This window comes from Shewanella sp. Isolate11 (genome assembly GCF_022398315.1).
Lineage (GTDB): Bacteria > Pseudomonadota > Gammaproteobacteria > Enterobacterales > Shewanellaceae > Shewanella.
Genome location: NZ_JAKEVF010000005.1, coordinates 104236 through 116516, shown reverse-complemented (window position 1 = coordinate 116516; position 12281 = coordinate 104236). Strand labels below are relative to the sequence as shown.

General features: G+C 45.7%; 13 protein-coding genes and 1 pseudogene. 10 read left to right on the top strand and 4 right to left on the bottom strand.

The window, feature by feature from the left end:
* Positions 1-20: 20 nt before the first annotated feature.
* From L1D21_RS13045 to L1D21_RS13035, 3 genes are read left to right on the top strand one after another with little or no spacing between them, the layout of a single operon-like run.
* Positions 21-782, top strand: coding sequence for an SDR family oxidoreductase (locus L1D21_RS13045; RefSeq protein ID WP_239845706.1), 762 nt, complete (start codon positions 21-23; stop codon positions 780-782).
* A 37-nt stretch (positions 783-819) separates the two neighbouring features.
* Positions 820-1332 (top strand): 2,4'-dihydroxyacetophenone dioxygenase family protein, encoded by a 513-nt coding sequence (locus L1D21_RS13040; RefSeq protein ID WP_239845705.1) that lies wholly within the window; start codon positions 820-822, stop codon positions 1330-1332.
* A gap of 3 nt (positions 1333-1335) precedes the next feature.
* Entirely contained in the window at positions 1336-2397 is a 1062-nt protein-coding gene (locus tag L1D21_RS13035; protein ID WP_239845704.1) for a zinc-binding dehydrogenase, read from the top strand.
* 655 nt (positions 2398-3052) lie between these two features.
* On the opposite strand, the gene L1D21_RS13030 is transcribed toward L1D21_RS13035, so the two are convergent.
* From L1D21_RS13030 to L1D21_RS13020, 3 genes are all read right to left on the bottom strand, one after another.
* Entirely contained in the window at positions 3053-4267 is a 1215-nt protein-coding gene (locus L1D21_RS13030; protein WP_239845703.1) for a 4Fe-4S binding protein, read from the bottom strand.
* A 257-nt stretch (positions 4268-4524) separates the two neighbouring features.
* Positions 4525-5172, bottom strand: coding sequence for a DUF2959 domain-containing protein (locus tag L1D21_RS13025; RefSeq protein WP_239845702.1), 648 nt, complete (start codon positions 5170-5172; stop codon positions 4525-4527).
* A gap of 55 nt (positions 5173-5227) precedes the next feature.
* Entirely contained in the window at positions 5228-5455 is a 228-nt protein-coding gene (locus tag L1D21_RS13020) for a hypothetical protein (RefSeq protein WP_239845701.1), read from the bottom strand.
* An 86-nt stretch (positions 5456-5541) separates the two neighbouring features.
* Between L1D21_RS13020 and L1D21_RS13015 the strand changes: the two genes are divergently transcribed.
* The 4 genes from L1D21_RS13015 to L1D21_RS13000 all read left to right on the top strand — a co-directional run bounded on the left by L1D21_RS13015 (position 5542) and on the right by L1D21_RS13000 (position 8454).
* A complete protein-coding gene (locus L1D21_RS13015; protein WP_239845700.1) occupies positions 5542-6522 on the top strand; it encodes a virulence factor BrkB family protein in 981 nt (326 codons plus the stop codon).
* On the top strand, positions 6519-7454 hold the full coding sequence (locus L1D21_RS13010) for an alpha/beta fold hydrolase (protein ID WP_239845699.1): 936 nt from the start codon (positions 6519-6521) through the stop codon (positions 7452-7454). Before L1D21_RS13015 ends, L1D21_RS13010 begins: the two co-directional genes overlap by 4 nt.
* Before the next feature lie 107 nt (positions 7455-7561).
* Positions 7562-8002 carry a D-aminoacyl-tRNA deacylase gene (gene dtd / locus L1D21_RS13005; RefSeq protein WP_239845698.1) on the top strand — a complete coding sequence of 147 codons (441 nt, stop codon included), beginning with the start codon at positions 7562-7564 and terminating at the stop codon, positions 8000-8002.
* Positions 8003-8004: 2 nt separating this feature from the next.
* Positions 8005-8454: a thioesterase domain-containing protein gene (locus tag L1D21_RS13000; protein ID WP_239845697.1), complete on the top strand. Its 450-nt coding sequence runs from the start codon at positions 8005-8007 to the stop codon at positions 8452-8454.
* Positions 8455-8533: 79 nt separating this feature from the next.
* On the opposite strand, the gene L1D21_RS12995 is transcribed toward L1D21_RS13000, so the two are convergent.
* Entirely contained in the window at positions 8534-9097 is a 564-nt protein-coding gene (locus L1D21_RS12995) for a NapC/NirT family cytochrome c (protein WP_239845837.1), read from the bottom strand.
* Between the two features lie 349 nt (positions 9098-9446).
* Between L1D21_RS12995 and L1D21_RS12990 the strand changes: the two genes are divergently transcribed.
* From L1D21_RS12990 to L1D21_RS12980, 3 genes and pseudogenes are all read left to right on the top strand, one after another.
* A complete protein-coding gene (locus tag L1D21_RS12990; RefSeq protein ID WP_239845696.1) occupies positions 9447-9854 on the top strand; it encodes a hypothetical protein in 408 nt (135 codons plus the stop codon).
* A gap of 651 nt (positions 9855-10505) precedes the next feature.
* Positions 10506-10646 (top strand): annotated as a pseudogene (locus L1D21_RS16570) (heavy metal-binding domain-containing protein); the annotation flags it as partial.
* Between the two features lie 23 nt (positions 10647-10669).
* On the top strand, positions 10670-12274 hold the full coding sequence (locus L1D21_RS12980) for an efflux RND transporter periplasmic adaptor subunit (RefSeq protein ID WP_239845694.1): 1605 nt from the start codon (positions 10670-10672) through the stop codon (positions 12272-12274).
* Positions 12275-12281 lie beyond the last annotated feature (7 nt).

Sequence of the window (12281 nt, the reverse complement as noted above, 5' to 3'; positions counted from 1 at the left end):
AATAAAGACGTGAGGTTGAAATGCGATTAACGGATAAAGTTGCAGTGGTCACTGGCGCAGGGGGCGGCATTGGTCAAGCAATTATTAATAAACTGATAGAAGAAGGCGCTAAGGTTTTGGCTGTGGATCTGAATGACAAAGCATTGGGATGCTTTGCCGATTTTGATCCTGAGCTTGTTCAGACGTTTGCTGCAGATGTCAGCGATTTTCAGCAAGTTGAAGCTATGGTCAATAGTGCTGTCATGCGTTTTGGTAAGCTGGATATCATGATCAATAACGCCGGTATTGGGGCCGCTAAGCCGTTACTTGAGCATGAGCCCAATGCCGATTTTGACCCCATCTCTAAGGTTAATCAAAACGGTGTTTACTATGGCATTTTGGCCGCTGGCCGACAGTTCCAAGCACAGGCGACTCCTGGAGTGATCCTTAACACTTCTTCTGTCTACGCCCAAATGGCAGCTGAAATGACCTTTAGCTATAACGTCAGCAAAGCCGCTGTTGACATGATGACTAAGTGTGCAGCACTAGAACTCGCGCCATTAGGGATTCGTGTTTGTGCTGTAGCGCCTGGACGAGTCGATACGCCTATGCTACGCCAATATGAAGCGATTGGATTATGGAACCATATCAGCAAAGAGCAGATGCGTAAGACCTTCACTCAGCCCAGTGAGATAGCCAATATTGTGGCATTTTTGGTGAGTGATGAAGCCAATTGTATTAACGGTTGTACCGTAAGCGCATCCGATGGTTTTGAGAATTTTAAATATCCCTTATTGGGCTAAACTTTTATAAAAATATAATTACAACAAGGATAGAAGTATGAATTTACCTGACGTAGTACTACACCAAGATTTATTGTTAACTCTCAATACCAATGAAGAGTCTTTGATTAAAGATGCCTTGCCCGGAGTTGATGTTTATCCGCTGTTTATCGATGCCGAAAATGGCACCTGGGTTATTCGCGCCATCTTTAAGCCTGGCGTTACCTTGCCGAAACATTTCCATACTGGCGCGGTGCATTTTTATACCTTAAGCGGCACATGGAACTATCTTGAATACCCAGATCAGCCACAAACCGCGGGTAGCTACTTATATGAGCCAGGTGGCTCGATCCATACTTTTCATTGCCCAGAAGACTCGGGCGGAGCCGATGGCTTTATGGTGATTTCTGGTGCCAATATTAACTTCGATGCTGACGGTAACTTCATGAATATCATGGATGCTGGCTGGATTGAGCAAACTATTGTTGCAGTGGCTAAAGCTAAAGGTATCGTGCCTCGTTATATTAAACCCGGTGGATTATCGACGATGAGTGATAAGCTTAAGGGGTAAACCATGAGCCAAATGAAAGCAATTGTCATGCAAGATGGCACCGTTAGCCTGACGCAAGTGGCAAGACCGCAGCCCAGTGATGGTCAGGTTTTAGTTCGTAGCCTTGCCTGTGGCATCTGTGGATCTGACCTACATATTACCCGTCACTCAAATGAAGTCTTTGATTTTTATCGTAAGATAGGCGTGATGCCTGAGAGTATGGACGATCACACTGAGGTGATGCTTGGCCATGAGTTTTGTGCAGAAATCGTAGAATATGGGCCTAATACAGAGCAAAATTTAGCCATTGGTAGTCGAGTGACCTCAGTGCCGATTTTGATGAGCCAAAACGGTGCAGGCATTGGAGTGACGCCCGGTTTAAACGGTGCCTATTCTGAGTATTTCATTTTAGATGAAGTCTTGATGCTAGCCGTACCAGACAATGTGCCTGCCGAGGCTGCTGCATTAACTGAACCGCTGGCGGTTGGACTGCATGCGGTCAATCGCAGTGACATTGCTGCTGGTGAAACGGCATTAGTTGTCGGTTGTGGACCAATAGGGTTAGCGGTTATCGCAGCGCTGAAATTGCGTGGTATCACCAATATCGTTGCTGCGGATCTGCAAGCTGAGAAACTGCAAAAAGCCGAAGTACTCGGCGCCAGTTTAACGGTTAATCCTAGCAAACAAGATGAAGTGACTGCTGCCGCTGAGCATGGCGCTAATAGTCGATTAGTGATCTTTGAATGTGTCGGCATTCATACCTTAATCGATGGCTTTATTCGCCGTGCACCGGCCAATTCGACCATAGTGGTAACCGGGATACATACTGCTACTGCTTCAGTAAATTATGCTTACGCCACGGTGAAAGAGTTAGATCTGCGCTTCTCTTATTATTATCAGCCGCAGGAGTTTACCGAATGTCTTAATGCGATCGCCGAAGGAAAAATTCCTTGGCAGCAGATGTTAACCGGTAAAGTCGGCATCGATGGTGTAGAGCAGGCATTTGAGCAGTTGTTGTCGCCTAATGACCACATCAAGGTAGTGATTGAGCCTTGGCGTAATGGTGCCTTACAAGAGGTTGAATAATTCGCTTACTCACTGCAAACACAATGCCCTAAGCCTACCAGTTTAGGGCATTTTTATTTGGTGGGATGATCCAAACCTGTAGTGATTCAATCGTTGTAGATCAATTCCTTATACTGATTGATATTGCACACTTTCAAATAAAAGATGAGGCGACTAACAAAACAGAGCTGGGGCGTGAGTATGGGGTATCAGCTGTTTAAAATGCGTTAATTCATGCAAGGCAGGATCAACTACTTAAAATGCGTTAATTCATGCAAGGCAGGATCAACTACTTTGGCATCGCTAACGCTTACTAAGGGTGTGACGCCAATTATATTAGAGTGACCATTGGATTCGCCGTCGAGTGCGTATGTGACTGTGGGTTATATGCAGCGGTGTCAATGGCGAAAGCCACGGACTAAGGTGCAAAACTTATTTAAACTAGGAGTTAAAACACAAGCCGCTGTTGCTTGTGGGGTCACAAGTAAAGACCCATGGCAAATAACTCCCTGTTTAACAGCCCGTTCGGCATCATGCATCTCGCTTTCGAGCGCGAAGCTTCGCTTCACTCACAGTGCCAAAAGAGTGCTTGCACATAAGCCTGCCGCAGGCAATTTACAACATTGAAGGTCAATGTTAACGCAAGCCCGCGGCAAGCCATTCAAGGTATTGAACCCTAATGCCCAATCGAATTTAAATGCTGAATCAAATACATCCGAATATCAGTTGGGGTTTCGCTAACCCAAAAACCACAAACATACGCCAGTAAGGGCAACATAAATAGTAGGCTCAGTAGCATGATGGTTAGTCCGCGAGCCGAGAGTTTGATGCCGTTGCGGGTACTGAAATGCAGAGCCTCTTTCTTTGGACAAGCCGAGACGCAGCGCATACAGGCTTGGCATTCATCGGAGCGAATGACCCCTTGGTCGTGCACCTTAATATTGGCAGGGCAGGCACGGGTACATTTGTCGCAGTTCATTCCTTTGGACTCGATAAGACAGTGTTTGCTGCTACGACGGATCTTAAATGGGCTGGCAAAACTGACGATGCCCAGTAGGCCGCCATAAGGACAGATATAACGGCAGAATCCTTGGCGTCGCCATGCGGCAAGAAACAGAATAAAGCCGAAGCAGGCTAAGGTGATAAGCCCAGGAGTAACAAAGAACAGCGCCATTTTTAGGTCGGCAATCTTATGATAATTACCGCTTAGGTAATGGGGGATCGCTGCCGATGGCATAGTTAAGATGATAAACAGCAACCCAGCTAATATTAGATACTTCACCATACGTAGCGGCCAATCGAGCCAAGCGGGTGGCGCAAACTCTTGCTTGATCACACGCTTTCTGAGCTTATAAAGATATTCACCCGCGAGCCCCAAAGGGCAAGCCCAGCCGCAAAAGGCGCGTTTACAAAGCAGTCCGGTGAGTAAAACAACCGTTAACATTACTGCCGCAGCAGGATGGGTTTGATCCCAAATACCTAAGCTGATGATGGCTTTAAGTTCGATACCGCCAGCAATGGGTAGAAAGGCATCGCCCACATCGGGACGCATCAGCCAAGGTGTCTTGCCCATGTAGAGCATGGCGCTGTTGGCGGCAAATTGAATGCCGACCAGTAACATAGATAGTGCAAGGGTATGCTGAATCAGTTCTCGTAGCGGGTTGGCCCTGACTTCGGCTTGTGCTAATTCAGGTTGACGTTTTTTCAGGATAAACAGCGTGATGCTGGCCAAGATAAGCCCAATTAACAGCGGCCAATAAAGTGTGATAGCAAATGCGGCGCACAGTAGACCAGCGCTGATCGCTGCGCCCCATTTTTTCCCGCTCCAATAGAGTAAGCTGGTGCTATAAACCAGCGCTAACATCAGAGTTAAAGTTTCTACAATTGTCATAATCAACAAACGGCTGAGAGGTGGGTATAACTCTCAGAGCCTGTATCGTGCAGGAAAGTTCTTACAGCGGATGGATAGTGAGGCATAGCTCTCGAAATCGGCGAAAATGGTGTTTATTTTGTGATGCTTATCGACATTTCAATCACTAGCAGTTAATCGTTAATGGGATGGACAGAGATAAGAAAGACAGATAAAAAAGCAGACGCTGATGGCCTGCTTTAGTCATTTTAATCTAGCCGAAATGTTGGCTGATTTAATTAGCCCCCTTCGATGGAGGAGATAAATTTATTAGACTCGGCGATAGAGCGATTCATCTCATTGATGAGATCGGAGATATCGGTTTTTAAGTTGCTGAACTCACCTTTAATCGCGCCAATAGCTTGCGCATTAAGGTTGTGTTTGAGATAGAGCATATTGTCTTTCATGGCGGTTAGGATCGGCGGCATCTTACTTTCGGCGCGGCGCATCGATTGCATCAATTGATTGTAAGAGCGTTTGGTCTCGCGCAATTTGCTCTCGCTGCTGCGACGCAGACTGGCCTTACTGATCTCCGCTATTTCCATCTGCCACTCATCGAACAGTGCCTCGGCGACATCTTCGACCTTGTCGATGCGTTCACTGACATCATCGGCGGCTTCCTGAGAAGATTCATATTCATCTTTCGCCTTGTTGTAGGCTTTTTCGAGATCGCCACCATCATGATTAAGCAGCGCCTGCATCTCTTCTAATGCCGAACTGAACTGCTCTTGGGCTTCTTCTTGTGATTCTTTGGCGGCTGTCACGCGGTCGACCATAATGTCGCGCTTGTGGTAGCCCACTTTTTCCATGGCGCCGTAATAGGCACTCTGGCAACCACTGAGTAATAACATAGCGGCGATAAGTATTGGGCTGAGAAGATATTTCATCCTGATTAATCCTTTGATAAATCCATTTAAATAATGGGCTTAAATGGTATTGACCTTAAATGCTGTCTGCCTTGAATTTGGCCGCATCGATAATGCTCCATAGGTGTGCGATACCGCCAATAATGGCTGGAACGATAAGCCACCAAAGTGCATAACCTACGACGGTGATAACAAAAAACAGCAGTGCAGCTAAAATGCGCCCTTGTACTAATTGCCCCAATCCGGGGAAGAAAAAACTCGCAATAGCGGCAATGACATTGCCTGCAGAACCTTGTTGTGACATCTATTTGTTCCCTACACTTGTATCTAACATCTTTTAACTTGTAATCTAGATTACGTAGTTAATACCACTTGAATCAAGAGAATATAGTGATAAACAGAATCGATGTTAGCTTATTTCGCTCCATTTTTCTCGGTATCTGGGAGTTTTTGATCCACCTCAAGCAGCGCTTGGCTGAAGATCAAATCAATATGCGTGCCGGTCACTTGGCCTATGTTACCTTGCTGTCGCTGGTGCCCATGATCGCCGTTACCATGTCTATGTTATCGGCATTCCCTATTTTTAAAGGGATCCGTGGTCACATAGAGCGCTTTATCTATGAGAACTTTATCCCTTCGGCGGGGGATAGCGTGCAGGTTTATATTAACGAATTTGTTGCGAATGCCTCTAAAGGTACGGCAGTGGGTATCGGTGCACTTGTTGTTGTGGCTATCTTGCTGATCTCTAATATTGATAAATCTTTAAATGGCATCTGGCGCACATCTGAGAAGCGCTCCTTGGTGGTGTCTTTTTCTATGTATTGGATGGTGTTGACCTTAGGACCTGTGTTGATGGGCGGCAGCCTAGTGGCGAGCTCTTATGTAGTGTCACTGAAACTCTTTAGCGGTACTGACCTTAATGGGGTTGTGCCATTAGTGGTTGAACGCTTGCCGATGATTTTCTCGGCAGCGACCTTCTTACTGATTTATATGATAGTGCCTAATACCAAAGTTAAGTTTTTTCATGCCCTTCTCGGTGCTATTGCCGCCGCCGTTTTGTTTGAATTTGGTAAGAAAGGTTTTGCACTCTATCTGACCGAATTTCCCACCTATCAAGCGATTTATGGCGCACTGGCGACGATTCCTATCTTGTTCGTTTGGGTATATCTGTCGTGGATGATCGTTTTAATTGGCGCCGAGATCACCGCAGCCATGCCGGAATATCTCGATAAACGTTTGTTATCTATCGAAGAAGATGACGAAGTTGGAGATGTTCAAGCGGAAGCCGCATCTAATAGTCAAGCTAAAGATGCAGTTGAAACAGGCTCGAAAACAGAAGATAAGTCGGTAATGCAAGAGAAGGCTAAGTGAGCGTTCACCCCTTAATTCGTCATGATTGGTTAGAGGTGGGGGATGGTCATCAACTGTTTTTGGCGCAATATGGCGATCCTCAAGGCATTCCAGTGTTGTATCTTCATGGCGGCCCGGGCGAAGGTTGTAGTGGCGATGAAATTAGCCTATTTATCGACAGCGGGTTTCATATCTATATGTTAGATCAGCGCGCGGCGGGGCGTTCACGTTCCAGCGGCGTGTTAGCCAGTAATGACTTGTTGAGTTTGCTGCAAGATATTGAAAAGGTGCGTAATTGGGCCGAAGTGGAGCGTTGGTGCTTACTGGGTGGCTCTTTCGGTGCCAGCTTGGGGTATCTTTATAGTTGTATCTATCCTGGGCGTGTGGTTTCTCAAGTCTATTGGAGCATGTTCATTCCTTCTGTTGCTGGTGCCCAATGGTTATATGGCCTCAAGGGGGCAGCCAAGCAGTTTCCTCTTAAATACTTAGAGTTTAATCCCGAAGGGATTGAAGATTTAAGTCTGTTATTTCAGCATTTTACTGAGGGTTTTCATCATCCATCGAGTGACGTCAGAGACGAATTTATACGTCGCTGGTTGGCGTGGGAGCTTGCTTTGGCTGTCCCATCAATTGATTCCCAGACGCTCAATATCGATAATGCACGTTCGTTGGCTCGGCTAGAGCTGCATTATGCTAAGCATGATTATTTTGGTGCATATTCCTTATTGCAGCGTGTCGGAGCCGACCTCATGTCGCCGACCGTGATCCTTCAAGGGGAGTTTGATTGGGTGTGTCCACAAACCTTAGTGGATGAATTTTTACAGCAATTTGGCCCAGAGCGTTTGACGTCACGTCGCGTCAGAGATGGTGAGCATACTTTTGCCAATGAGGCGATGTGCAATGCTATTGCCGAAGCTGTGCAGCAGATGGCGCGCTATGTGAAAAGCCTCTAGCCTTGTGACGAGTGGCTAAATATTTAATCAATTGAGCTGTTGTGCTGCCGTGTGTATTCAGTTTAAAACTGCGCAACAGCAAGTGTGGATCTAGGAGATAAGTTGTCGTGATTGGGTTAATTCAGCGGGTTAAACAAGCCAGAGTCGATGTTGCAGCCGAAACCGTTGGCGCCATAGACCAAGGCTTGCTGGTGTTACTGGGAGTTGAAAAGGATGACGATCTAGTCAAGATGGAAAAATTGGCACACAAGGTAATGAACTACCGCGTATTCAATGATGATAATGGCAAGATGAATCTGAATGTGCAGCAGGTGGGGGGCAGCTTATTGGTGGTGTCACAGTTTACCCTAGCCGCTGATACCTCAAGAGGATTACGTCCCAGTTTCGCCGAACGCGCCGCGGCACCCGAGAAGGCGTTAGCCTTATACCAAGCCTTTGTCGAGCATTGTAAGAACCAAGGCATAAGGGTCGCTACGGGGCAATTTGCTGCCGATATGCAAGTTAGTTTGGTCAACGATGGCCCTGTCACCTTTAACTTGCAGGTGTAGTAATGACCCCCTCTATTGCTGAGTTATTAACTGAGCTAAAGCAAACTTGGCACTGCACGATTCCGGTAAGTGAATTTATGCAAATTTGCCCAGAATCTTATATTGAGCAGCAATTTTCGGTGAATGCCCCGTTAGCGCCCAATATTAATCTACACCACACCATGTTTGCCGGCAGTATCTATACCTTGATGACGTTAACGGGCTGGGGAGCGGTTTGGTTGAATCAACAGCTGGCTCAAGTGCAAGGTGATATCGTGCTGGCGAAGGCCGATATTCGCTATTTGGCCCCAATTACTCAATCACCAGTCGCGAAGGTGACTTGGCCGCAAGTCGATATGAGTGTGTTGAAACAAGGTCGTCGAGTGAAAGTCACATTGACGGTTAAGCTATATTGCGATGATAACTGCTGCGCCGAGTTTGAAGGCACTTATGTGAGTCTGCCTTTGACTTAGTGTTGGCTTTCAGGAATAAAAAAACCTCACAGGATAGTGAGGTTTTTTCGTTTTGAAAGCTTAAGTTGCGCTCAGGCTTTTATCCTTTTGGATAAGGGTGAGCGACACCTTTGTGACAATCTACGCAAGTCTTACGCTTGTCAGCATCTTTTTTGAAGTTGTTTTCGTGCATTCTCTTAGCCATCTTCTTCATGGTTTCAGGCTGGTTCTCGTAGATACGAGTGTGACAGTGTTGGCAGTTAGCGCTGTCGGTTGAACGGAAATACTTAAGTGCAAGATCCGCTTGCTCTTTACGGTTTTCATCTAACCATTCTTGAGTGTTGAAACCATCGATAGTTAGGAAACCATATAGATCTTTAGATACGATGATTTTCTTGATTAGGTAGTCAACTGGGCCATGTGGAAGGTGACAGTCTTGACATTGTACTGTAACACCTGCGCGTCCACCGCCGTGAGCAGAAGCTAACACTTCATCTTTTAATGAGTGATTGCTGTGGCAAGACATACAGAAAGCATCTGTACTGGTTGCATGTAAAGTTTGTTGTGTAGCGAAATAGCCCACAACACCGACAACAATACCGACCACAAGAAGGGCTAATATTGAATATTTCGCGCTTGGTTTAAATAGTGCACGCCAGTTCATCACTCAATCTCCAAAATATAATTTTGTATTTAGTTGTAATTACTTCATCTCTGTAATTACGAGTATAACCAGAACATGGATAAGGGTCTGGCTTTAAAACCGTAAAATGAGAGCTAGCTCTAACTCTATTTCATATAAGCAAAAAATTTCTTATTGCTTAATATATATGCGTAAATACTAAAGCTAATCCATAGTGAGCGATATGGCAAGTTGAACTGTTAGCCAAACAAGGTGTCATAGTGCTTAGCTTGCATAAACAGGCTAATCGCTTGTTATAAAATGTGAACTTAATCAGGGTTATTTCACTTTTTAGTGATAGACTTTACCTATCTCATTATCAGGAAGTGTCATGCGTAAAATGCTGCGTCACCAAACCTTAGTTGTTTTTACCTTGCTCGCTATGTTGGGTCAGGTAATGCTATCTAATGGTTTTGCTATGGTGTCTTATGCACAAGCGGATGAGATGCCGGTAATGCAGATGGCTGATAGTAGTAACTGCCATGAAACCCAAACCGAGAAGACATCTCACTGCTGCGATACTGAGGAAAATGTGCTTCCCGCGACTCAGCATTGTTGTGAAGGCAATGGATTTTGTAAGGGAGATTGTAATCACTGTTTGGTGATTTCGGTGACAGGAACACTATTTAGCGTGAAGTCTTGGTCGGGCTTTCGCGGTTCAGAGTCAATAATGGCCATTCAAATGCCTCATTTCCACTCCATCACTTTGGGCTCCGCCCTACGTCCTCCGATTGCATAACAGATCTCTATTCTGTTGTTTGTTAGTCAATTCGATTTATTTGTAACGTTATTGGGTTAATGCCGAGTATTGCTGTGCTATGCCTTATCTGGCTTAAGTTCAGCCGTCTCTTAAGGCGACATTTTGATTGCCAATATGAGCAATAACCCAAGTATCAGTTAGTTGTTATTTAGTCTTTACTTGTATTTATCTGTGAGTAAGTCAAAGTAGCAATATGGCGATTTTTGATGGAGTTAATCAATGAAAACCTTTATTAGTCTTGTGGTTACACTATTTTTGTTTGTTTCAACTGCGCCTATGGTTCAAGCGGGGGATCATGCTCATAGTGAACATGCAGCGCAGACTTACCACTGTCCAATGCACCCTGAAGTTGTCGGCGAGAAAGGTGATACTTGTCCAAAATGCGGGATGAATTTAGAGCTAGTTAAGGCTGCGGGTCATCATGACGGCAAAGCCTGTGAAAACTGTCCTAAACATCAACATAAGAAACATCAAGCGGCCTATCACTGCCCAATGCATCCAGAGGTTGTGGGTGACAAAGGCGATACTTGTCCTAAATGCGGTATGAATTTAGAGGCGATGAAGGCCGAGAAAGCGGGTGAAAATTGTAAAAATTGCCCTAAGCATAAGCAGCAAATGCAAACTGCAGATTATCACTGTCCTATGCATCCAGAGGTTGTGGGTGACAAAGGTGATACTTGCCCTAAGTGCGGTATGAACCTTGAAAAAGTGAGTAACAGTAAGAGCAATAGCAAGAGTGCTAATGCGCATAACATGCAACATCAGCACTAATCGATGAGTGGAAGTGAGGCATTATGAACCGTTTTAATATCAAAAAAGGGCGAAATAACATTGCTTATTTGCTCAGTTTTATCTTGATTGGTGCCCCTCATTTGGCTCATGGTCAATTGAGTGCGACGCTAAATGCTGAGCAGCAGGTGCATCAACATGATGCTAGCGAACAGAAAACTTATGCTTGCCCTATGCACCCAGAAGAAACCAGCCATGAAGCGGGCAGTCGTTGTCCTAAGTGCAATATGTTTCTGGTTGAGGTTAAGGAAGCTGAAGCTGGGGCAGACGAACATCAGCACCATGCTGTAGGTGAGCAGAAAACCTATGCTTGCCCTATGCACCCAGAAGAAACCAGCCACGAAGCGGGCAGTCGTTGTCCTAAGTGCAATATGTTTTTGGTTGAAGTGGAAGAGGAAGAAGAGCGTGGCGATGCCTTAGATAAGACTAATCAAGTCGATCATAGTCAGCATTCCGTCTTGGATCAGGCTAAACCCGCTCCGCTGAATTCGGAACCGTCGATAAAATATGTTTGTCCTATGCACGCTCATATTATCAGCGATGTTCCGGGGACTTGCCCTATTTGCGGTATGAATCTTGAGAAGGTCGAAGTGGGTGGCAGCCAGCATGAGATCCAAGTGGATGTATCTGGTGGCATGCAGCAAGCATTGGCGCTTAAAGTGGTTAAGGCTGACCGAGAAACCCTTTGGAAGTTTGTTCGCACCGTGGGACAGGTAGGTTATGACGAGAGTCAGATTATTCATCTGCATGCTCGTGTTAATGGTTGGATTGAGAAGCTGGCTGTCGATACTGTGGGCGATCCGGTGAAAAAGGGTCAGCTGTTATATGAGATCTACTCGCCTGACTTGATTAACGCTCAAGACGATTACCTATTAGCGCTAGGTAGCCTGCAAAGTTCGGCTAATAAAGATTATCAGGATTTGGTGAGACGTGCGGGGTTGCGTTTAGAGCTGCTAGGCATGACACAGTGGCAAATTGATCAACTAGCCAAAACCAAGAAGACTCAGTATCGCGTGCCTTTTTATGCCAAAACTGATGGTATCGTAAAACAACTTTCAGTCAGAGAGGGGATGTATATTCAGCCCGCGACCGAAGTGCTGTCGTTAGTGGATCTTTCAAAAGTTTGGGTGATTGCCGATGTGTTCGAAAACGAGCAGAGTTGGCTGGAAGTCGGTCAACAGACTGAAGTATCTGTACCTGCCATGGGGCTGAAAGGCATCGAAGGTGAAATCGATTATATCTATCCTGAACTTGACCCCGTTACCCGTAGCTTGCGAGTGCGTATTGTGCTGCAAAATCCCGATATTACTCTGCGTCCTAACACCTTAGCGAAAGTGGAAATCTTCGGTGGTGCCAAGCGTAAAAGCTTAGTGGTGCCGCAAGAGGCGCTGATTCAAACCGGTCAGAATAACCGAGTTATCGTCAAACAGAGTGACAACACTTTTGTGGCGCGAGAGGTCAACGTTGGCATGATGTCTCAGGGTAAAGCGGAGATCCTTAGCGGTATTGAAGAGGGTGAACAAGTCGTGATCTCGGGCCAATTCTTATTGGATTCAGAAGCCAGCCTTAAGGGCAGCTTGATGCGTCTTAGCAGTGGTCATCAGCACTAGGAGGCGA